This window comes from Microcoleus sp. B13-B6 (genome assembly GCF_036705405.1).
GTDB lineage: Bacteria > Cyanobacteriota > Cyanobacteriia > Cyanobacteriales > Microcoleaceae > Microcoleus.
The window spans coordinates 1-21,559 of record NZ_JAUBUJ010000084.1 but is presented as its reverse complement, the minus strand read 5'-3'; the positions used below and the strand labels follow the sequence as shown (position 1 = coordinate 21,559).

Here is a 21,559-nt window from a genome sequence, read left to right as displayed (position 1 = left end):
AGATAGACTCATGTTTGACTATAAAATTGTGGTAAAGAAACTTAATGAAGTCCTTGCCCAACTTAAGGAAGTTTTTTCGGGCGCTCAAATAGAATTCCTTCAATCTTACATCAATGCTGGCGAGTGGAATTTGGCGTTAGAGACTTTGTGCGATATTCTCCTTGAAGAAGAAATTTCCATTGATTTAAAGGCTTATGAACTATTGCAAGAAGTGGGAAATATTTTGAACATGGAACGAGAAACTTGGGAGATGTTAAAAGTGCAGGTAACTCCTGTATAATTCGGCTCATTTCAGCCCGTGGCGATATCTATGACATCACTTTTACTGAGTTTCAATAAAGGAGGTTTTTATGTCTCGCACACTAGATATTTTTGTAGACTTTCCACAGGACATCGAACATTTAATCAAAGAATTAGAGTTTATATTGGCTCTGAAATTAGAGCTGGTTTCTGATGGCATTGACCACTGGTATGAGTTTCGTAACTCAACAATCACTCTTACAGTAGGAAAGCATGATTTTGAAAATGATAAAGAGCTCAACTTTGAAGAATACCCTTACAACCTATCAATCAGAGCGCTGAAAATCTCGAATGAACTTGATAGAAAAAAGTGGCGAGATGAGTTTGCTAGTTATGTTCTCCACAAGTTGAAAACTACCGAAAGGTATCGTTTAATGCTGGTGGATGACTTACAAGTGAAGTTAGAGGAGTTTGCGCCATTGGTGAAGGTTTGATCGAACATCATACAGGCAAGTTCTGAAACCGATTTGTAAAAACGAGGAAATGACTATGGTCACTGCTACTGCTGTACAAGATAATTTTACTTTAGAAGAGTTCATCACCGAGCCGCCCGACAACATGGAATTGGTAGACGGCAAACTTGTGGAGAAAAATGGCATGACACTAAAGACGGGTAAAATTCAGTTAAGCCTGGGGGATGCTTGGAAAAATTACAAAGATTCTAGCGGACAAGGTGGAGAGGCTTATGTCGAGGTTCCTTGCCGTACCAACCGACAAATTCGCCGCCCCGATGTCGCTTATCTTACACCAGAATTAGTTGCACAATTTGGCAATCTTGCCACTTTACCCCAAAGTTTTCCCTTAATTGCCGAAATAGTTTCACCCACCGATATTGCTGAAGATGTCTTTCTCAAAGCACAGGAATATTTAGAATCTAGCTGTCAGGAAGTTTGGCTAGTTTTTCCCGAAAGTCATTTAGTATTTGTGATGACTCAAAATCAAATATTGACATTTAGATCCGGCGATACCGCGAGCACCCAACAAATCCTGATCGGTTTTAGCATCGATGTCGATCTATTGCTAGCTTAAACTAAATTCTACAACCTTTCATTTAGCAGCACGCCACACAAAACTCTCCTCTACCCGTTGCACCAGTTCTGAAATCAAATTGCTACAATATGTTTAAGAATCCTCAGTCCGCCTTCGCGGACTTCGTTTTTAGAGCATCGGAATTCTATTCGGTGGTATTTAATGAATATCCCACCCTTATCGGAGCAAACCGCCATGTCAGACGACTTTTCCTTAGACGAGCTTTTAAATAGAAGTTACTACGCCTTCAAAGACGCAGAAAACCAAGTGGGACAGTGCAATGTTTTAGTTATCGGCAAAACCGGTGTCGGCAAAAGTACCCTGATAAATTCCGTTTTTCGCCAACGCTTAGCAGAAACCGGAGTCGGCCGCCCCATAACTCAAGGCATCCGCCAATATACAAAACCGAATTGCCCAATTACAGTCTACGATACTCCCGGACTCGAACTCAACGCCGAACAAGTTAAAGTTATTCAATTAAACGTTGCTAAACTGATTGAAGACCAAAGACTCCTGCACCCAAAAGAACACATTCACGTCATCTGGTACTGCATCAATCACAGCGCCAATAGAATAGAATCTGTGGAGGAAAGCTGGCTAAAAGAAATGGAAGTCAAAGACGTACCAGTTCTTTTAGTGCTGACTCAGACGACATCTAAAAAGCCGGGGGAATTTTTCAAGCAACTCGAACACATGAATTTGCCCGTCAGTCAAATTATCCCCGTCATGGCTGAACCGGAAGAAATAGATGAGGATTATACAGTAAAATCTCACGGTTTAGATAAGTTGGTAGATGCAACTTTTCAACTGCTGCCCGAAGTAGCTAAAAAAGCTTTTGTAAAAGAACAAATTGCTAATATTGCGCTCAAATCCGATATGGCATTTAAGTATCTCAGTGCTTATGTGGCAGGTTCTGCAATTGTCGGCGCGACTCCTGTACCGTTTGCTGACGCGCCGATTTTGATGACGATGCAAACGGCAATGATTGCTAATATTACTGTGATTTTTGGAATGCCCTTTGATAAGGGGTTTATTTCGGCGATGCTGTCTGCTATTAGCGGCGCTGGCGGGGTTACTGCTATCGGCAGAAGTATTGTTACTAATTTGATTAAAATGATTCCTGGTGCGGGTACTGTTGTCGGCGGTGCTATCTCCGGTGCAACGGCAGCAACTCTCACCCTTGCCCTCGGTTTGGCTTACATTGAAGTGCTTAAAGCTTACATGAAAGCTCAAGTTAATGGCGAACAACTTTCTTTGCAACAGTTAACCAAGATGTTTGTGGAAATGTACAAGGAGTATGCTAGTTCTGGGCGTAAAACTTTGAAGGATGAGCAACCGAATCAACCTAAACCTCCCAATCAAATTAATATTGAGTAAATTGGGCATGGGGCATGGGGCATAGGGCTGGGGCATAGGGCATAGGTTATTTTTTTACTCCAACTGAGATATTTCACCATTCTCAATAAGCCTTTTATGAACAGGCAAGATGCCTGTTCTTCCACAAAGATATTGATTTTCTTGTGGAACAGGCATCTTGCCTGTTGCTGAAAATGGTGCAATATCTCAGTTCCAATTCCCAATTCCCAATTACCAATTACCAATTACCAATTCCCAATTACCAATTGATTGCTACAATATGAGTGAATTCTGCAAAAGAGAGTAAATGGCTATGGCAATGGCTGCCGTTTTATCAGAAAATATTTCTCTAGAAGACTTTATGGCTAATCCCCCCGACGATATGGAATGGGTGGACGGGCAAATCGCGGAGAAAAATGGCATGACAGTAAAACACAGTCTCATCCAATCTAGACTAGATCGTTATTGGGGAAATTACAAAGATTCTAGCGGACAAGGAGGCGAAGTTTATGTCGAAGTTCCTTGTCGTACTGACAGGCGAGTGCGCCGTCCTGATGTAGCTTATCTGACTCCTGAACTTGTTGCTCAATTTGGCGATGTTCCTACTTTGCCTCAAAGTCCGCCGTTAATTGCTGAAATAGTTTCTCCTACTGATAGTGCGGAAGAGATTTTTCTTAAAGCACAAGAGTATTTAGATTCGGGTTGTCTGGAAGTTTGGATAGTTTTTCCAGAAAGTCGCTGGATATTGATCGTGACTAAAACTCAAAAGTTAACCTTTAACCAGGGTTCTACCGTCAGCACTCAGTTAGTGCTGGCGGGTTTTAGTGTTGCTGTTGACGAGTTGTTGGCTTGAAGGCAAAAATTAGTTAGGTATAAGTGCTTTCTGGCAGAGTTCGCCCGTGACGATCGTTATAATTTGTGAAAAAGTCATTGACAAAATGCCACTCGCTCGCCCAGCCATTTAATAAAAAAAATTATCAATAAAAAATGCAGTTGTAAAATTGCACAAAAGCACAAACAGCGGTAAAATACTGATTGCTTTGTTTCCAAATCTAGCGTAAATTCCAATTGGGGAATTAAAACCAATAATTGAAATATGTCTAAGACTTACACTGTTGAATTGATCCACCAAGGCTCTACCTATACCGTAGAAGTACCCGAAGATAAACAAATTCTCCGCGCCGCCAACGCCGCCGGCATTGAGTTGCCGAGTTCTTGCAATGCGGGGGTTTGTACTACTTGCGCTGCTAAAATTATTGAGGGTCAAGTCGATCAAGTTGATGGCATGGGCGTTAGTCCCGAACTTCAAGCAGAAGGTTATGTGTTGCTGTGTGTTGCTTATCCCCGATCGAACTTGAAGATAGAAACAGAAAAAGAAGACATTGTGTACGATCGCCAATTCGGTAAATCCTAGGACTAAGCTAAAATTGACCTAAGTACCGTTAGCGGTAAAACCACTATGGATCGCCCTATGACCACCCATTTCATTTCCGCAGAAGTTGACCTCCACGATACCGCCGAGCAACTGCACTCGGCTATTGAAATTGAACTGCAAAAGTACGGCGAACCCCTGCGGTGGGCAGTCACAGACGTGGATGTCGATCGGCAAAAGGCTGTGGTAGAAGGCTACGTGCTCGTGGAAGCATCCCCCGCAACACCGTGAACCCCCGCCCTTTAACAGTGGTTTTGATAGTCCCCACAGGCGTTGGAGCCTCGATTGGTGGGTTTGCAGGAGATGCGCTCCCCGTGGCTAGGGCGATCGCCCAAATTTCAGACACCCTGATCACTCACCCCAACGTCCTCAACGGCGCTCAACTTTATTGGCCGATACCTAACGCTCTCTACGTTGAAGGTTACGCCCTTGACAAATTTGCTGCCGGATGCTGGGGACTGCAACCGGTACATCAAAATCGCATCGGCTTAATCCTCGATGCCGGCATTGAACCAGACTTGCAGTTGCGCCACTTGCAAGCGGCTGATGCAGCGAGAGCTACATTGGGTTTGAATATAACCGATTGGGTTTTAACCGATCGCCCTCTGCAAGTAGAATTGCGTATTTCCGAATCCGGGGCATCTTGGGGGACGATCGGCAATCCCGACAGTTTATTGCGCGCGGCAGAAAAATTAATCACACAAGCAAGAGTAGAGGCGATCGCAGTTGTAGCCAGATTTCCCGACGATGAAGGCAGCCTCGCCCTCGAAAACTACCGCCGCGGCAAAGGAGTTGACCCCCTCGCCGGCGCGGAAGCTGTGATCAGCCACCTCATCGTCAGGACGTTTAAAATCCCCTGCGCCCACGCCCCCGCGTTGTCTGCGCTTCCCCTCGATCCGCACCTGTCCCCGCGCTCGGCTGCTGAGGAAATCGGCTATACTTTCCTACCTTGCGTGCTTGCGGGCCTGGGCAAAGCTCCCCAATTTGTCACTCCTACTGTGGGACAGGCATCTTGCCTGTCACAGCTATTGGGCGGGCAAGATGCCCACCCGCAGGTATTGGGCGGGCAAGATGCCCACCCCACAAGAGAGAAATTCTATGCAAACAGGCGAGATTTCGAGTCTCAGGGTTTGTGGGCCGATCGAGTCGATGCGGTGGTGATACCCGCCACAGCCTGCGGCGGCAGTGCTATTCTGAGTTTGAGTGCGCGATCGTCCGTACAAATCATCGCTGTCGGCGACAACAAAACCCAGATGCAGGCGACTCCAGAAAAACTCGGAATCAAAGCTTTGCAGGTAAACTCATATTTAGAGGCGATCGGAGTTTTGGTCGCTTTGCGAGCCGGCATCAGTCCAGCTTCCTTGGGTGCAGACATCTCCTCCCTGCGTTGTTTATCTGACTAATACCAATTTAATGTGAAGTTGCACATATCTCGATCCCCCTAAATCCCCCTGATTGTTGGGGAGTAGGGGTTGACTTTGATCCGGCTCTTGTCCCCCCCTTAGTAGGGGCGGTGCGACCCCTACTCCCCGTGCCCGCCCTTGGCTAGGGGGGATCGGATTCTACGGGGCCTCATAAAAAATTGGTATAAACCCAACAAATCTCAAATCTCAAACCTCAAATCTAAAAGTGATTAAGTGGCAGAAAAACTTCCCGGAAATCCTGAAATTGAACCCTTGACGCGCACCCAAGTTTTAGTAGCAATGGGCGTGACAGCAATTATGTTGCTGGCGGTAGCTAAATTGTGGTTGCTATTTGCATCGGTATCGCTTTTGCCAGTCAAATTGATAGGAATCGATTTGCTCCAAGGATGTGCGCTCGGACTGGCAATTACAGGCGGTAGTGCGATCGTTTATCACCTCTGGCCGGGTTATCGCCGGAGTGCTGATGTTTACTTGGAAGTAGTGCTCAAACCTTTGTTTTGGCCGGATTTGATTTGGCTGGGACTGCTGCCGGGACTTAGCGAAGAATTGCTATTTCGAGGCGTGATGCTGTCTGCTTTGGGATTGAATGTTACCAGTTTAGTTTTATCGAGTTTTTGTTTCGGCATTCTGCACTTGGGAGCCCTGGATCAGTGGCCTTATGCTGTTTGGGCAACGGCTGTCGGATTGCTGTTGGGTTACAGCGTTTTAGCGACTGGGAATTTGTTAGTGCCAATTACGGCTCATATCTGCACGAATTTGATTTCTAGCTGTGTTTGGAAGTGGGAACACGATCTGGTGAAGCGTTAGCTCGATCGCACGCTCAATATCGAGACCGGGGCGGGTTTAATGAATCTCTCGCCGGATTGGAGACATGGGTGAACCCGCCCCTACGGTAATTATGTTTATTTAACGTGATACCGAGTCAATAAACGTAAATTTTGTAGGGGCGGGTTCACCCGTATCTCTGCTTAATAACCAAGGTATTTTTAAACCCGCCCCCACCCAGCGACAGGATTTTATTAGGGTCACACTTAACGGACACGAGACTTGAAAACTTTGTTAAGGCAGTGTGTAGCTGCTCGATCGCACAATCAACTCACCTTGACTGGGGTTACGACTGAAAATAAAAGCTCCTTCTTGAGTTTCGCCCGTTGACAAAAAATCTATTTGTTGATCGCCGGATTCTACAACTTCGCCATTTACGCGCAATTCGGCAATAATTTGCACTGATTCGGCTGTTTCACCGCCCGTGTTTGTCACTGTAAACGGTACGTAAAATTGCCCTTGATTTTCGCGAATTGGTGTGTTCCGAGTGACAGAAATAATCGGAGGTTCCTGCTTTTTAGTCACCCAGTTGTAGATTACGAGTCCGGTGAGGGTAAAAAGGATCAAGCAGGCGATCGCAAATGTCGCCCATTCAGCAAAAGTTCTTTCTTGCGGCTGTTCTTTGTTATTACTTTCACTCATACCGCCAACCTCCCCGCCGCGCCGCCAACAGCCGCCGGCAATCCCAATACTAACGTATAGTTCAACCAAATCGACCACGGGTCGTCAAAACTGAGTTTGTGGAAGAAAAACATCATAAATGCAGAAGCCGCCAGCGACACTAAATAGGCCATGACAGTTTCGCTGAGGGGACGCTGAAAAATCCCTTGCTGCTGCTGCCGTTTTGCTTGATAAGTAAAGCCTGCTACAAATACAATACCGTAGGAAATTAGCAGCGAAGCGGCGATAATTGCTAATTGCCAAGGCGGCGAAATACCTGCAGCTAGCATGGGAATTTCGTCAGTTGGGGCGATGTTGAAAGCAATGATCATCGCGCCGATTAAAGTAGCGCCGATATCTGCTACAGTTGGATTGATGCTAGGTTCCTTTTCGCTGTCTGAGCTTTGATAGCGATCGCCACTCAAGAAACCGCTTGCCAGGGCAACTCCCAAGGCAAACGGCAGGCCTTCAAATATGATTTTCCCCAAAGTTTCTTGCAGCGGAGTTTCCGGCGTAATTTCCCTGAGCAAAAATAGGACAAAAGCCGCGCAGACAATGCCGATGGCGATCGCTTCTACGGTATCGATTGCAGCATCTAGCCAGCGGATGTCCTTAGTTTTGCGAAAACCTTCTGTGCGAGTCAGCAAGAAAACGACGATAAAGGTAGTTGCGATCGCGATCGACATTTCCGCTGGTTCAGTATGCGAACCGATCCACCAAACCTCCATCGTATAAAGCAGCGGAATCCCGAATAAAAAGCCGCCAGATGCACCTCTAATGATGTCGTTTAGTTCATTTGACCACTGATTTTTGTGTCTTTTTGATTTCTTCATTTTTTAGTGAAAACGCACCTCAAAAATTTGGCAAGTAAATATTTTTTTAAACCTGCTAAAATAGAATACCATATTTGTTGTATTCTTTCTCTAACTTGCGTCCAGTCGCTAGCGGTTAAAATTCCCAATCAACGATTGATAAAACGCTTTTCTATTGTGTTCACCTTATGCAGCCGAACCACTGACGAACGCAAGAAACCTGCCTGCTCCCATTCTACAATCTCAACATCAAAAACAGTCCTATTTGTTTGACTTGTCACTCGTGCAACAACAATATCTTCATCTCCTGCATCCAAAAGTACCAGCACAGGACGGAGTTTTGATGTTGTTACATCGGCAAAAGGTAGTGCCAGTAAGAGAACTTCTCCTGATTGATAATTTGGCATATTTCAAATATTGTCGTAGATAGCATCTTCCTCGCTGTAGCCAGCCAATAATTGCTCAGCAGCAAGGATCTGCCAAGCAGCGTTTTCCTCTTCTTCATCTTCTTCTGTGTCAGTTGATCCTTTTACCCGAACAATAACTCTGACTTCTTGGTTAGCTGCAAAGTGTTTTAAGATGCGATCGGGAAATAAATTCTATTTTCCCTTCATCTGTGACTTTTGCTAAAAATTCGTAGGGTTTCCTGGTAGGTTTTAATCTCTATTAACCTAATTTTATTAAGGCAGTTATAGTGCGAGTTTAATCTCAGAGTAATCTCCCAAAGCTTCGTTGACTACAATCAGTTTTCCTTGACTATCTGCCCCTAATTGTTGATTGGCATTGAGTAATTCAATTCCATAAATAGTACCGTCGGGGGCAATGTCCACATTCATTTGATCGCTAACCTGGATAGTGTTTACCTGTGCGGTTTTTTCTTTCAGGTATATATAAGCTACGTTGTATCTTGGATCGTAAGTCAGTTTCACGGGAACCTCCTGCTCAAAAGAATTTGACAATTACAGTGATAATTATCCAGTCTTCGCTTTCTGGGGCTGCGATCGCCTCCACTTTCTTCATAGCATAAACTTTTCCCTGCCACTCAGCATTGAAGGAAAAGTTGCGCCTAAATCCGGTTCTGCCAAATTGAGCCGGAAAAGTTGTGCCACTTTCAACAGTAGCAATTACTTCTGCCTCAGTTGCACCTCGCTCAATCAATCGTGCTTGAGCATGGGGATGTAATCTAACGCTCACGTTGCTATTACCTCCTTTTTGCCTCTTTATTTTTGCACTAACTTAATTCACCACAGCCGCGCATAAGCATCAAAATAAAGGCATGAGTGTCCCACAACAACCTCATTCCATGTACTCCTTAAACTCTTCTAGCGGTTCGTCAAAATCATCGGACATCCCAACCATTCCTTTGGCACTTCCTGCTTGCCGATTGGGTTTAGCTTGTTTGGGAATTCCTACCAATTTTACAACAGGCTGGTTATCTTGAGTAATCGCCACTTATTCCCCTCTCATCGCCGCTGCGATTAATTCCAAAAGCTTTTCTTTTGCCTCAAGAATGTCTACTTGATACATAATTCGGGCCTCCGCATACAGTTGGAAATTTGAGATTTGAGATTTGCCGTGACTAATGAAGCTTGCGATCCTGTATTTTCATCCAATGAAAGAGCAGATTTGTTTGACTCTATCTCGCACTTGCACCAAATCATCAGGGGTTAATATTCCCAGTCTCCTTTCAACTAAACTTTTTTGTAATGTGTTTAGTTTATGTAAGCGAACCGCTGAAGGTCGCTTTAATCCTGCTTTTTGCCATTCCTGAATTTCGACATCAAAGGTTGTATGAGGGATTTGACTGGTTATCTTGGCAACAATCATATCTTCATCTCCTGTGTCCAACAGTACCAAACCAGGACGGTGTTTAGTTTCGGCTGTACCCGCAAACAAGAATGCGACTATAACTAATTCTCCAAACTGATAATTAGTCATTGCTCAATCCTCAGCGTAAATTGCATCTTCTTCGCTGCAATCAGCAAAGAATTGTTCGGCGGCAAGACGCTGCCAATCTGTTTTTTCCTCTACTTCATCTGCTTCTGAGTTTGTTTGTTCATTCACCAGAATTATCACTCTTACATCTTGGTTGACTGCCAAGTATTTTAAAATGTCATCGGTCAAGTTAATTTTTCCTTCCGATGTAACTTTTGCGGGAAATTCGTAGGCTTTCATCATGTTAATTTTAGATTTGTGTTTACCCAGTTATTGCTACTTTAACATAATCTCAATTAGACAAATCTTCCTCCAAATCAACAGACTGTAATTCCATATCACCAGACTGCAACTGAGCGGGAGTAGCCGGAATCGCCGCAATAATTGCATCGATTACTTTCGCCACGGGAATAATCTCCATTCCCAAATCTGGCACGGGTTGATTCTTAGGAATAATGGCCCTTTTGAAACCCAATTTCGCCGCCTCCCTCAGCCGCAACTCTAATTGGGAAACCGGCCGCACCTGTCCCCCTAAACCAACTTCCCCAAGCAAAACAGTGCGCGCATCAACCACCCGATCGCGAAAACTGGCCACAACGGCGATCGCAACTGCCAAATCCGCGGCCGGTTCGTCCACCTTCAACCCGCCCACCGTCGCCAAAATCACATCTAATTTAGATAAAGGAATCCCCACCCTTTTCTCCAAAACAGCTAAAATTTGCTGCAATCTAGCATTGTCCACACCAGTAGTAGTGCGGCGCGGCGAACCGAAACTTGCAGGGCTAACTAACGCCTGAATTTCCACTAAAATCGGTCGAGTTCCTTCGCAAGTAACCGTCGTCGAAGTACCCGGAGAAAATTCATCTCTATTCCCTAAAAACAACTCCGACGGATTATCTACTTCTCGCAAACCGTTGGCTACCATTTCAAAAACACCGATTTCGTGAGTCGCGCCAAAACGGTTTTTCATCGATCGCAAAAGTCGATGAGCAGCAAAGCGATCGCCCTCAAAATACAGTACAGTATCTACCAAATGTTCCAAAACCCTCGGCCCCGCCAAAGCTCCATCTTTCGTAACGTGACCGACAATAAATAAAGTAATATTTTCTCTTTTCGCAACCTGCATCAAAGCAGATGTACATTCCCGCACCTGAGCCACCGAACCCGGAGCCGATGTTAAACTAGCAAAATAAATAGTTTGGATGCTGTCAATCACCGCCACATTCGGTTTCAGCGCTTCCAACTCCCGCAAAACAACTTCTAAATCCGTCTCTGGAAGCAAGTAGAAATTCTCCGCTGAATTGTCCTCGGAATCCCTTTTAGCTTCCCCGTTACTGCCAGATTTATGCCCGCCGTTGCTTGACAAATCAACCGGATTAGCCACGCCCAAACGCTGCGATCGCAACTTCACCTGCTGGCCGGACTCCTCCGCACTGACATACAGTATCCGATCCTTGCGGGCCAACATATTCGCCACCTGCAACAGCAGCGTCGATTTCCCGATTCCCGGTTCCCCCCCAATCAACACCAGCGATCCCGGAACAATCCCGCCTCCCAAAACTCGATCGAGCTCCCCGTAGCCAGAAGGCCAGCGAGACTGAGTTTGGTCGGAAATCTGCGATAATCTGAAAGATACCCTGGGTTGACCCTTCGACTTATCAGGGGGCGAACCGCCCACTGTCTTAGTTGTCACCCCAGTTAAACCCACTCGCGACACAGCAGCAGTAGGTTGTTCTAACTGCTCGTCAAAAGAATCCCACTTCTGACAGCTAGGACATCTGCCAAAATATTGTGGTGAATCATAGCCGCATTCCCGACAAATATATTGTATTCGAGGCTTAGGCATTGTTTTATGATAAATAGTCACCCTAACATTTAGAAAAGTCTGAGTTAAAGCAATTATCAAGCTTTCAGACCGATCGCCGCCCATGATTCAATTTGTGTCTTCTATGATAGGGTACAAAAAATTAACATTATCTGAAATGTAACTTAAGGAGTGCTCGGTAACTTGGAAAACCATAAAGAAAAAATTCTGGTAGTCGATGACGAAGCCAGTATCCGTCGCATTCTGGAGACTCGCCTTTCCATGATTGGCTACGATGTCGTCACCGCTGCTGACGGCGAAGAAGCTCTCGAAACATTTCGCAACACCGAACCCGACTTAGTGGTTTTGGACGTGATGATGCCGAAGCTAGACGGTTACGGCGTCTGTCAGGAGTTGCGTAAAGAGTCAGACGTGCCTATCATCATGCTAACTGCTTTGGGAGACGTAGCCGATCGCATCACCGGTTTAGAATTGGGCGCCGACGATTACGTCGTCAAACCTTTCTCTCCCAAAGAACTTGAAGCCCGCATCCGTTCGGTACTGCGGAGAGTTGACAAAAACGGAGCATCGGGCATTCCCAGCTCTGGAGTCATCCACGTCACCAATATCAGGATTGACACCAACAAGCGCCAAGTTTACAAAGGCGACGAACGAATTCGCCTCACGGGCATGGAATTCAGCCTGTTAGAACTGCTTGTCAGCCGTTCTGGAGAGCCTTTTTCGCGATCGGAAATTTTGCAGGAAGTCTGGGGATACACGCCAGAACGCCACGTAGACACCCGCGTAGTGGACGTTCACATCTCGCGGCTGAGGGCAAAGTTGGAAGACGACCCCAGCAATCCCGAATTAATTCTCACCGCCCGCGGCACCGGCTATCTCTTCCAGCGAATTGTCGAAATAGGAGAAGTAGGATAAAGTCAGTTGGCAGTTGGCAGTTGGCAGTTGGCAGTTGGCATTAGTTAAATTACCAACTACCAATTACCAATGACTAATGACTAATGACTAATGACTAATGACTAATGACTAATGACTAAATCTGATCCCAATAAAGTTTTGCGCCAATTGCCCTTAGTTGCAGGAGGGTTAGCAGGTACGCTGCTAATGGTAAACCGGTTGCTGACAGAGCAAATTACAGATTCTCAAGCTCGATCGGACGCTTTGGGAGTAATTATCAGCGCTTTGCTGATTTTAACAGGTTTGCTGTGGCAGCAGGTGCAAGCGCGATCGCCCGATTCCGTAAAACTTATCGGCGAAGAAGGTTTTGAATTTGCGCCGGATTTGCCGGAGGCTGTGAAAATAGAATTAGCTTGGGCGTCGCGTTTGCTGTTGACAAATACCGCCACAAGGTCGATCGTAATTGTGTATCAGGGAAAAGTTCTATTGCGGCGCGGTATTTTAGGCATCAATCCCGAAGTCAAACCAGGGCCGATATTGCAGCGAGTGCTCGACAAAAATAAACCAGTTTATTTAGTAAATCTTAATATTTACCCCGGCAAAATTGAATTTGACTATTTGCCAGAAAATACTCAAGGAGTCATCTGTCAGCCGATCGGCATCCAAGGCGTTTTAATCTTAGGTGCTAACGCGCCCCGCAGCTACACAAAACAAGATGAAAACTGGGTTGAAGGCATTGCCGACAAACTAGAAAATACCATCAATCGATTTTAGATTTTAGATTTTAGATTTTAGATTGTGGATTGTGGATTGTGGATTGTGGATTTTAAATTGTGGATTTTAAATTGTGGATTTTAGATTAGGGATTGTGGATTAGGGATTGTGGATTAGGGATTGTGGATTGCACAATGCCAGCCCGCGTCTTGGTGCGATCGTCTTCGAGGGCTGCGCTAACGACGGATTTGCCTCATTCTCGGTGTTGGCTATCGGCAATAAACAAGATTTATTACCGATATCTTTTGAAAAGAAGAAGATCCAGCGCTGCCCCCAACGAAATTTCCAGGGTTTGAGGGTCTTCTTAACCACCAAGACGCGGGCTGCGTGTACAGGGCGCATCTTAGTCCTCAACAAGACTCTCCGGGTGCGCTAGGCGCACCTTAGTAGCTCAAAACTCGCAACTCAAAACTCAAAACTACTAGCGAGCCCAGTCAGTACCGCGCCACAGCGTAAAAAACAAAACACTAGAAATCAGCGCGCCCAGCAGCCACTTAACAGCATTTTTAAATAACCCCAAGCGCTGACTTTGCTGAACCGCAGCACTTTGCGTCTGTAACCGTTCCTTAGCCGGAGTAATTCTCGAAAGAATTTGCTCTTTCAATTGCTGTGGGTTTTGCGTATCCGCTTGTACCCCCAAACGAGTAAGTTCCCCCGCCAAATTCCTTAAATCTTCAGGACTACCCTTATTCAGCCGTTCTTCCACCTGCTGCAACTGAGCTAATTGTTGATTTGCTTGAGTAGTAATTTGCTGGTTGTTTTGGTTGTTGACGTAGATAGTGCCAAAAATTCCCAAAGGTAGCATCAACAGAAAAACCAGGGCTAGCAGCAGACAAACCCAAGACAAAACCTTCAAAAAAAGGTCTTCCAAACCTCGGCGATCGTACCCTTCGCCAAAAAATATCAGCGCCATTGCCAGTAAAGGAACTGGCACCCGTTCCACTACAGCCCCAATGGTTTGCAATTCCCAGAGGCGATTGCCAAAATTGGCTGGTATAAGAGTTGCGATCGTATCTAATACAGACAAAATTAATAGACCGTAGCCAATCCAACGCAGTCTGTAGATAGAAAAACCTTGTTCGCCTTGTAAGTCATTCATAAAATAATCAGAGTTGTTGTTAAGAAAAATCTCTCTTGACCCCGCTCAAGAACGGATACAATCCCCCGACAACAGTCGTGGAGAGTCTAAAATTTTAGACTCTTGTTCAAGCTTCCAGATTCACCTGTGCAGTAAATCTAAAAGCTAAAAGCTAAAAGCTAAAATCGACTGAATCGAGTCAAGGTTCGGGGAATCGCGGCTGCCACCACTCATACCAAGAAACCCAAGCATTCTCTAGAATTTTTTGGGCATCTTCTGGAGTTGTTTTATCCAAAGGCACAGACATCTGAGTCCACAAACAGCGCCGGTCTTGAATATTTCCCCTACCCAACAACCAAAACAGAATACGGTTTGGCTGCCAATCGCGAGTATTTCGATTATATCTAAACTGTTGGGAAGTTACTGTAGCACTGCCACGAGGATTGATACACGAACTCAAATACAGTCGATTTTGCTGTTGCAAAATTGCGTGAAACCCCGCGCCTTGAGTGTTTACTAATGCTAGTTTACCAGGAGACGACTTGAGAATAGTATGTCCCTTCATCATACCTTCCACATCTCCAATGGTGTTTACCGCATACCGCATCTCTATTTCTAGATACCTGCTATTTTTTTGATATTCATATTTCCTGGCAGCTTTGAATCCTGAATTGTCCCTAATTTCCAGAGGCACGCTCTTGTTTAGTTTCCAATCGGCTAAAGGCACCGACTCGGGAAACTCAAACGGGGTTGCCACATTCTTGCCGTCCGATGGATAGAAAACCAATTTTCCGGCAACCAACAAAACGCCTCCCAAAGTAACAGCCAACAGGGAAAGCCTAAGTGGTTTCCAAGAGGTAATAGCCATTAGCAATTCTGTCCTTCCTTATTTGGGGGTTGGTCTTTCAAAATTGCAAACCAGCAGAATAACCCGAAAATAAATACAGCAATCATCGAAAATATTACCGAACCATTTCCTTCGTGCCAGTATTTAAATGCTGCGGGTTGAGATAGCGATACCAGCACTGCCAGGAGACCAACGCGGGCGGCATTCACTACAAATGCAGTAATTATTGCCACGAATGGCAATACCATTTTCTGACCCGTAGTGGTAGGAAACATCAGTAAGAAAACCAGAGCTAGTCCTAACAATTGTAGCATCCCATTCACCCCGGAACAGCCGTGATTCACTTCCACGCTTCCCTTTTCCAGGATTAGAAAAACCCCTTTTTGCACCACTTCAAATCCTACATAGTGCAGGAGGAAAGCTGAAAATTTAGCGGTTAATAGGGGGACATCAACGAATACTCCGATCAATCCGGGAGGAATAGCTGTATAGCCAAGAATTAGAAGTTCCTGCCAATATTGTTTCAGTCCTTTTGTGCCGGAAGCCAGCAATGCGAGACTAATTGCAGACAAAAAAGGCGTTGCTCTGATAAAAAAGTCGTATCCAGATATCGACGAACTTTTGAGCAATATTAAAGCAATTAACGATGTCCCAAATAAGGTGGCGAAAATGCCACTTTCAAAAGTTAAGGATTCGTGCCTTTCCCAAATGAGAAATGCTACGACTCCCCAAAACAGTAACATTGTACCGAACAGGTCAGTGTCGTTTGTTCTGGAAGTCAGAGTTAGGTGTATGGCAATCAAACCGGAGGCGATGCCTAACAGCCAGTATTTAGGTTCTTGGATGTGCTTGAGCGAGTTTATTTCGGTCATTGCTGCTTTTTGTTTTGACTAAAAGCTTCTAAAATGCTTAATCCTGTAACTCTATTAAAATTATCAGCTACAAACACTTAAATTTATGCGTTTGGGATGATTTTTCACTAAATCTTCACAAAGATTGACAAGAGTAAATATGTGTGATAAGTACCTTCACCCAATTAATTCTGAAGTTAGGAGCAAAGACCAAAGAAAACAGGTTTTTTAACTCTGATCGATCGCACTTAACGAAAGATTTTCCTTTCTCTAACCCGGTTTCTGCGCCGGGAGTTTAAATGTAAAGCTTGAAGGCAAGACAGAAACCTTTCTGGACGCACTCTTGAGCGGGAAAACCAGTTTTTTACGGGTTCTGGTTTGTGGTAGCCCGTGCGTCCAGGAGTAGATTAGTTAGAATAGACTTTCCGGTAGTAAGTTTGATATTCCTCCGAAAGCAGGGGTTCCCACCACTCCCGATGGGCTAAGTACCATTCTACAGTCTGTCGCAAACCTTCTTCAACTGTTACTGAGGGAGTCCAACCTAACTCTGTTTGAATTTTGGTGGCATCAATAGCATAACGCCGATCGTGCCCGGCTCTGTCTTTGACAAATGCGATCAATTGTTCGCAAGGACGGGCGGGTAAATCAGAAGCTAATTCGTCCATTAGCTGACACAGCATTTTTACTAAATCGAGATTTTTTACCTCGTTGTTGCCGCCAACATTGTAGGTTTCCCCAGGCTGACCACGGTGAATAACGGCATCTAAAGCGCGGCAGTGGTCGAGAACGTAGAGCCAATCTCGCACGTTTTGACCGTCGCCGTATACTGGCAGCGGTTTGCCCAATAACATATTGATGCACATTAATGGAATGAGCTTTTCTGGGAAGTGATAGGGGCCGTAATTGTTGGAACAGTTGGTGATAATTGTCGGGACGCCGTAGGTGTGGAAATAGGCGCGGGCGAGGTGGTCGCTGCCAGCTTTGGAGGCTGAGTAGGGACTGTTGGGCGAGTAGGCCGTTGTTTCTGTGAAGGCTGGGTCATCGGGGCCGAGACTGCCGTAAACTTCGTCGGTAGAAACGTGGAGGAAGCGCATTTGTGCTTTGAGAGATGCCTCATCAATTGCTTCAAAATGCTTGCGGAAGGCTTCTAACAGTGTGAAGGTTCCGACAACGTTTGTTTGAACAAAGGCTGCGGGCCCGATAATTGACCTGTCAACGTGGGATTCTGCGGCAAAGTGCGCGACTGTGGTGATGTTTTCTTCTTTGAGCAAGGTATCGACTAAGGTACGATCGCAAATATCCCCCTGTACAAACCGAAAATTTTCGCCTCCTTCCAAAGTTGCCAGGGTTTGTCGGTTTCCGGCGTAGGTTAAAGCATCGAGTACGACTACTCGATCGCCCGGATAGCTGCTGCACCAGTGATGCACAAAATTCGAGCCGATAAATCCAGCCCCGCCCGTCACCAACAATCGGCGCGCGGAGCGCTCAATGCCTTGATTCGCGTTGTCTGTCATAAAAATAAGAGTTATTCCAATAACTAAGCCTTTACAAAAGTAGCCTTAAAAGTAGTTTGTCACCAAGTGTTTGCCGCTCTGTAATTAAAATTTCTACTGTCTCACCTCAGATTTTCTAATGTGGGCGCGATCGAACTCTTGGATCACCTGACTGGAAACTCTACCCCTATCTTAGTCCAAACGCTTACATATTAAGCATTGCAGATTTTTAAGCGGGCAATTTTAAATTTGAATTGCGTGAGGCTATAGCTGACTTTTGCGATCGATCCGCGATATGGGCGGCGCGCAGAGTTGATAGATTTGTAAAGAGCTGTTACCATTAATTTTTTAATTATCCTTTACAATCTCCCAAGCATCATGAAGAAGTTTCAAGTGTTAGCTGGCATTGCTTCCGTCGTCGCGATCGCAAGCAGCATCGCCATAGGTGACGCCGCATCTGCTTTCCCCTGTTCCTACAGCAAATCTGGCGCGTCTAAATCTGGTTCTGCGACAACCCTCCTAGGTTCCGGCGGCTCGGAGCGCATTAATCCGTGGAAATCCTACAAAACAGCAGCTCTCGGTTTCCTAGGTTTGGCTGGAGTTTTGGGTGGCGGTGCGGCCTACATGAGCTACCGTGCCGGCAAGCGCGCTTCTGCTGCTTGCGCTGCGATGACCGATAATTTTGAAGTTTTTGAAGAGCCGATCGCTCCGATCGCAGATGCAGGTGTTTCTGGACACATGGAAGTTCCTGCCTTGCTCGATTTGGCGGCGGCGGGTGCTGTAGCTGAGTCAGCAAATGCGGTTGCAGTCGTTCGCGAACACCCAGAAGCTCCAGGCGGCGAGCTGGATTTGCCGGTTTCGCCAGTTGCTGAGTTGAGTTCTGAAATTGCGATCGAACAAGTCCAAAGCGCGAGCCTCAAATAGTTATCTCAAACCAAAGTATTCGCTTAGCGCACCTCCAATCTTGCAAGATTGGAGGTTTTTTGATTTGAAATTATCTACCATACAATTTCTGGTCATTGCGATCGCGAAGCACTGCAAACAATAGACAGATGAATCGAGCGCACACAATATCATATTCCGGCTAAGCAAACGAGCGCTGAATTAATATCAATTAAAAAAACTCTTGCTACCATCATCAATCTCATACCAATTATTAAAAGTCGCCGCTCTCCGTCAGGACAAGGCTGTGCGGTTTTCCTACTGTATTTGAACTGTATTTGATCCGATTGAAAACTGCTATAAAATTAGATGAGTCAAAGCGAGACAGTAGGCGGCCGAGGCGATCGCTAAAAATACTCTTCAGATCAATCTGAGGGTAGACGGCAAGAGTTCAAATCCCCTGCTATGGTTGGAAATATAGCCCTACAGATTACAACTCTAGGTTATTATGAATGCTTGGCGCGATCGATTCAATCAATTTACAGGTAAAACTAGATTGGCAGTTTGCCGGGTGTTCGTTCACCTAACAGGCGAAGATGTTGCACCGCTGTTAGGAGTTCTCAACCGCACCGCCAGACAAGCAATTGATGCCGATGGCGACATAGTAGTTTTAGGAGAAGGTCTTGTAGAAATTTGCAATCACCTGTTGCAGTACGACAACTACTGGCAATCAGCCGCCAATGAAGGCGATGTTTTTTGGAATGAAGGCGAAGCCGGCGATTATGTGGATGAACTTTTCATTGATTCAGCCGATCGCTATCTCAGCGAGCCTCAATACAGTACATCTGTTTACGATAAAAATTCCCCCTTGTCTTTGCCCGTAACTAGAAATGTGGTGGTGATGCTGACAGTTGCGTATGAAGGCGAAGTTCCTGCCCTAGAAACTGACCTTGCGGACATCAGCGCGCTGAAAGTCGGTTTAAAAGCACTGATTAATTTACATTACCAAGAAAGGCTCCGAGCTGTGCAAGTTCACTTTTCTCCCGCACAGTTGGGAGACGAACTTACCAACGACCAAGTGTTGGTCAATTTTCCAGAACTTATTCCCCTTTAAGGAAGGAGTAATTAGTTATTAGTTATTAGTTATTAGTTATTTGCGGTGCCCAGAGCGGAGTCGAAGGGTTATTTGCTACCAATGCCCGATGCCCGATGCCCGATGCCCAATGCCCAATTCCCAATTACTATTTATGATGCTGCGAAAACTGACAATTTATTTAATGGCTTTAACTTTTTTGTGGACGGCAACCGGCTGCGGTTCTCCTCGCACACAAACTTCTACAAATCCTGCTGGAAATCCGAATATTAACACTGTGCGTCCTGCACCAAATAATAACTTGAGTCAAGGTCAATATCCTGTACAGCAAGCTACCTACGACGATGCTGATGGCGAATACAGTTTGATGTTGCTGAATACTCCCCCCGGCAGTCCCCCAGTTTACCGCACTAGGGATTTGCAAATGGCTCGCTTAACAGATGAAGAAATATCTGCAGGCAAGAAAAGTTATCTAAATGTGGATAACAATCAAGCGGTTTTGCATTTGACAGAAGATTTTAAAATTGAGTACGTTCACAACGTTACCGAAACAGTTCCTAATCCTCAAACAGGTCAGCCACAAACCGTAGTAGTGCGGCAGCAATCTGGCTTCTGGGCACCGTTTGCTGGGGCTATAGCCGGTCAGGCGATCGGCAGTTTGTTATTTAGACCGCAATATTATATGCCGCCAGTCTATCAGCCGGGAATTATGACAGGATATGGCGGGTATGGAAATACTTACAACCAAGCTGTTCAGCAGTATCAAACTCGGTATCGAACTCCGCCTCCGGTTGTGAGAAACCGTCAAGTTTTAAGGACGACAGGCCGCTTGCGATCGCCCACATACAACCAGCCAGTAAGACCCTCAGTACGTCCAAATGGCAATCGATCGACCGGTTCGGGTTACGGTGGCAGCACTTTGAGGCGATCGCGGCAGCCGCGTCAAAATCAAAACAAGCGGCAGCCAAGTTTTGGTAGTGGGAGGAATTCTCGTCAACCGAGTCGGAGTCGCTCTTTTGGCGGCAGAAGGCGTTAAGAATATCATGTTTCAAACTCAGGCAAAATGTATCCTGGCCTTAAATCATTGCGAATTCGAGAATTCCACTCTGGATTTATCGTCAGCAATTTAGGCCAAGGCTGTAAATCATTTGCCCTCAATTCCTGATGATAAAATCGGACGATCTATTTGAAGAATTTCAACCGCAAAGGATGCAAAGTAAGAGATATCGCTATTATTTATGAGATGTGCCTGTACGTTTCAACTGCCACTCATGCGCCCTTCTTCTTGCAGCCTCTATACCACTTTTAGATAGAAGTTCACCACGCCAGGGTTTCAGTGCTTCTGGATTTACCACAACCCACCTTTCATCAGCCCCATACCCCTCTTTTTTTATAGCTTTCTTCGCATTGAGCGATCCAATATGACCATTTACGGACGGTTCACCGCGCTTTTGCAGCGCTAACCCTCGCTTAATTTGATCGGGTTTAATTTTTGGCCAAATCTCTAAACATCGCTTAAGCATCAAATCCGTAGTGTAGTGCAGCCAAGGAGATTTACCAGAAGCCAAACCACAATCAAATTCATAATAATATTGAATACCCAGTTCAAACTTCTTGACAGAGCTTCCAAAACGAGCAAAACAAGACTCTATCAACTTATCTAAGATAGAAAATTCATACCGATCGATAGTTTGGTCAAATCTCTGCCATTCATTATTTTTAATGTAAAGGCAGCGAAAAATATATAGTGTCTCAATAATTTTTGCAGTAGGTTGTTCCTCCCTTAAACGTTCTGAAATTTCTAATTGAGACCTATATATATTAGGCATCTTGTCAGAGGTTTCCTTGTTTAGATTATCGTACCAATAACCTTCACGGAATCTATAGTAAATCCATTCGAGTTTAATCTTGGCGTTGCTGAATCAAGGTATGAATACCCCAGGAATGGGAATATCGTCAAACTTCAAGTAATGTATTAATAACTTAATAGAATGCTTGAGCATTTCCTCACATTTAGAATAACAAAGAGTCTTACGATGTAGCCGAGCC

29 protein-coding genes and 1 pseudogene are annotated in these 21,559 nt (G+C 45.2%); 15 read left to right on the top strand and 15 right to left on the bottom strand.

The annotated features are described in order from the left end of the window. Positions 1-10 precede the first annotated feature (10 nt). The 10 genes from QUB35_RS28670 (at position 11) to QUB35_RS28625 (ending at position 6,348) form a co-directional block, all read left to right on the top strand. On the top strand, positions 11-280 hold the full coding sequence (locus tag QUB35_RS28670; protein WP_333145044.1) for a MafI family immunity protein: 270 nt from the start codon (positions 11-13) through the stop codon (positions 278-280). Positions 281-350: 70 nt separating this feature from the next. Further along, complete coding sequence (locus QUB35_RS28665) at positions 351-734, top strand: hypothetical protein (RefSeq protein ID WP_333145043.1); 384 nt, start codon at positions 351-353, stop codon at positions 732-734. A 55-nt stretch (positions 735-789) separates the two neighbouring features. Continuing rightward, positions 790-1,329 (top strand): Uma2 family endonuclease, encoded by a 540-nt coding sequence (locus tag QUB35_RS28660; protein WP_333145042.1) that lies wholly within the window; start codon positions 790-792, stop codon positions 1,327-1,329. 162 nt (positions 1,330-1,491) lie between these two features. Beyond that, positions 1,492-2,706 (top strand): GTPase, encoded by a 1,215-nt coding sequence (locus tag QUB35_RS28655; protein ID WP_333145041.1) that lies wholly within the window; start codon positions 1,492-1,494, stop codon positions 2,704-2,706. A gap of 157 nt (positions 2,707-2,863) precedes the next feature. Next, on the top strand, positions 2,864-2,992 hold the full coding sequence (locus tag QUB35_RS28650; RefSeq protein WP_333145039.1) for a hypothetical protein: 129 nt from the start codon (positions 2,864-2,866) through the stop codon (positions 2,990-2,992). Further along, positions 2,993-3,538: a Uma2 family endonuclease gene (locus tag QUB35_RS28645; protein WP_333145038.1), complete on the top strand. Its 546-nt coding sequence runs from the start codon at positions 2,993-2,995 to the stop codon at positions 3,536-3,538. 243 nt (positions 3,539-3,781) lie between these two features. Continuing rightward, entirely contained in the window at positions 3,782-4,099 is a 318-nt protein-coding gene (locus tag QUB35_RS28640) for a 2Fe-2S iron-sulfur cluster-binding protein (RefSeq protein ID WP_333054544.1), read from the top strand. A gap of 57 nt (positions 4,100-4,156) precedes the next feature. Next, on the top strand, positions 4,157-4,348 hold the full coding sequence (locus QUB35_RS28635; RefSeq protein ID WP_333145037.1) for a hypothetical protein: 192 nt from the start codon (positions 4,157-4,159) through the stop codon (positions 4,346-4,348). Continuing rightward, positions 4,345-5,520 (top strand): DUF3326 domain-containing protein, encoded by a 1,176-nt coding sequence (locus tag QUB35_RS28630; protein WP_333145035.1) that lies wholly within the window; start codon positions 4,345-4,347, stop codon positions 5,518-5,520. Before QUB35_RS28635 ends, QUB35_RS28630 begins: the two co-directional genes overlap by 4 nt. Positions 5,521-5,754: 234 nt before the next feature. Then, complete coding sequence (locus QUB35_RS28625; protein ID WP_333145034.1) at positions 5,755-6,348, top strand: CPBP family intramembrane glutamic endopeptidase; 594 nt, start codon at positions 5,755-5,757, stop codon at positions 6,346-6,348. Positions 6,349-6,600: 252 nt separating this feature from the next. Here QUB35_RS28625 and QUB35_RS28620 read toward each other — a convergent pair whose 3' ends face one another. The 9 genes from QUB35_RS28620 to radA form a co-directional block, all read right to left on the bottom strand. After that, positions 6,601-7,008, bottom strand: coding sequence for a TIGR02588 family protein (locus QUB35_RS28620; RefSeq protein ID WP_333145032.1), 408 nt, complete (start codon positions 7,006-7,008; stop codon positions 6,601-6,603). After that, positions 7,005-7,859, bottom strand: a complete 855-nt coding sequence (locus QUB35_RS28615) for a TIGR02587 family membrane protein (RefSeq protein ID WP_333145030.1) — start codon at positions 7,857-7,859, stop codon at positions 7,005-7,007. The genes QUB35_RS28620 and QUB35_RS28615 overlap by 4 nt, the downstream gene beginning before the upstream one ends. 128 nt (positions 7,860-7,987) lie before the next feature. After that, complete coding sequence (locus tag QUB35_RS28610) at positions 7,988-8,245, bottom strand: type II toxin-antitoxin system PemK/MazF family toxin (RefSeq protein ID WP_333145029.1); 258 nt, start codon at positions 8,243-8,245, stop codon at positions 7,988-7,990. 282 nt (positions 8,246-8,527) lie between these two features. After that, entirely contained in the window at positions 8,528-8,767 is a 240-nt protein-coding gene (locus tag QUB35_RS28605) for a DUF2283 domain-containing protein (protein ID WP_333145028.1), read from the bottom strand. Between the two features lie 13 nt (positions 8,768-8,780). Continuing rightward, positions 8,781-9,032, bottom strand: a complete 252-nt coding sequence (locus QUB35_RS28600; RefSeq protein WP_333145027.1) for a DUF4258 domain-containing protein — start codon at positions 9,030-9,032, stop codon at positions 8,781-8,783. 102 nt (positions 9,033-9,134) lie between these two features. Then, entirely contained in the window at positions 9,135-9,290 is a 156-nt protein-coding gene (locus QUB35_RS28595; protein ID WP_333145026.1) for a DUF2281 domain-containing protein, read from the bottom strand. Positions 9,291-9,443: 153 nt separating this feature from the next. Further along, a complete protein-coding gene (locus QUB35_RS28590) occupies positions 9,444-9,776 on the bottom strand; it encodes a type II toxin-antitoxin system PemK/MazF family toxin (RefSeq protein ID WP_333145025.1) in 333 nt (110 codons plus the stop codon). A 3-nt stretch (positions 9,777-9,779) separates the two neighbouring features. After that, positions 9,780-10,016, bottom strand: a complete 237-nt coding sequence (locus QUB35_RS28585; RefSeq protein WP_333145024.1) for a hypothetical protein — start codon at positions 10,014-10,016, stop codon at positions 9,780-9,782. A 49-nt stretch (positions 10,017-10,065) separates the two neighbouring features. Next, positions 10,066-11,619, bottom strand: coding sequence for a DNA repair protein RadA (gene radA, locus QUB35_RS28580; protein ID WP_333145022.1), 1,554 nt, complete (start codon positions 11,617-11,619; stop codon positions 10,066-10,068). 162 nt (positions 11,620-11,781) lie between these two features. Between radA and rpaB the strand changes: the two genes are divergently transcribed. Then, positions 11,782-12,513: a response regulator transcription factor RpaB gene (gene rpaB / locus QUB35_RS28575; protein ID WP_071587789.1), complete on the top strand. Its 732-nt coding sequence runs from the start codon at positions 11,782-11,784 to the stop codon at positions 12,511-12,513. Between the two features lie 111 nt (positions 12,514-12,624). Further along, positions 12,625-13,266 carry a cofactor assembly of complex C subunit B gene (locus tag QUB35_RS28570; protein ID WP_333145021.1) on the top strand — a complete coding sequence of 214 codons (642 nt, stop codon included), beginning with the start codon at positions 12,625-12,627 and terminating at the stop codon, positions 13,264-13,266. Positions 13,267-13,687: 421 nt separating this feature from the next. Here QUB35_RS28570 and hpsJ-A read toward each other — a convergent pair whose 3' ends face one another. The 4 genes from hpsJ-A to rfbB form a co-directional block, all read right to left on the bottom strand. Beyond that, complete coding sequence (gene hpsJ-A / locus QUB35_RS28565) at positions 13,688-14,365, bottom strand: HpsJ-like protein, cyanoexosortase A-associated (protein WP_333145020.1); 678 nt, start codon at positions 14,363-14,365, stop codon at positions 13,688-13,690. A 178-nt stretch (positions 14,366-14,543) separates the two neighbouring features. Next, the gene (locus QUB35_RS28560) at positions 14,544-15,212 is read right to left on the bottom strand and encodes a cyanoexosortase A system-associated protein (protein ID WP_333145019.1); all 669 of its coding nucleotides are present in this window, start codon (positions 15,210-15,212) and stop codon (positions 14,544-14,546) included. After that, complete coding sequence (gene crtA / locus QUB35_RS28555; protein ID WP_333145017.1) at positions 15,212-16,063, bottom strand: cyanoexosortase A; 852 nt, start codon at positions 16,061-16,063, stop codon at positions 15,212-15,214. Before crtA ends, QUB35_RS28560 begins: the two co-directional genes overlap by 1 nt. 386 nt (positions 16,064-16,449) lie before the next feature. Next, the gene (gene rfbB, locus QUB35_RS28550; protein WP_333145016.1) at positions 16,450-17,556 is read right to left on the bottom strand and encodes a dTDP-glucose 4,6-dehydratase; all 1,107 of its coding nucleotides are present in this window, start codon (positions 17,554-17,556) and stop codon (positions 16,450-16,452) included. Positions 17,557-17,913: 357 nt separating this feature from the next. On the opposite strand from rfbB, the gene QUB35_RS28545 reads away from it, so the two are divergent. From QUB35_RS28545 to QUB35_RS28535, 3 genes are all read left to right on the top strand, one after another. After that, a complete protein-coding gene (locus tag QUB35_RS28545) occupies positions 17,914-18,459 on the top strand; it encodes a hypothetical protein (protein ID WP_333145014.1) in 546 nt (181 codons plus the stop codon). A 466-nt stretch (positions 18,460-18,925) separates the two neighbouring features. Beyond that, the gene (locus tag QUB35_RS28540) at positions 18,926-19,531 is read left to right on the top strand and encodes a DUF1517 domain-containing protein (RefSeq protein WP_333145013.1); all 606 of its coding nucleotides are present in this window, start codon (positions 18,926-18,928) and stop codon (positions 19,529-19,531) included. Positions 19,532-19,664: 133 nt separating this feature from the next. Then, the gene (locus tag QUB35_RS28535; protein WP_333145012.1) at positions 19,665-20,546 is read left to right on the top strand and encodes a hypothetical protein; all 882 of its coding nucleotides are present in this window, start codon (positions 19,665-19,667) and stop codon (positions 20,544-20,546) included. A gap of 196 nt (positions 20,547-20,742) precedes the next feature. Here the strand turns inward: QUB35_RS28535 and QUB35_RS28530 are convergent, their stop codons facing one another. Together QUB35_RS28530 and QUB35_RS39275 are read right to left on the bottom strand one after the other, a co-directional pair. After that, positions 20,743-21,339, bottom strand: coding sequence for a hypothetical protein (locus QUB35_RS28530; RefSeq protein WP_333145011.1), 597 nt, complete (start codon positions 21,337-21,339; stop codon positions 20,743-20,745). A gap of 93 nt (positions 21,340-21,432) precedes the next feature. Next, a pseudogene (locus QUB35_RS39275) lies at positions 21,433-21,559 on the bottom strand (IS1 family transposase); the annotation flags it as partial.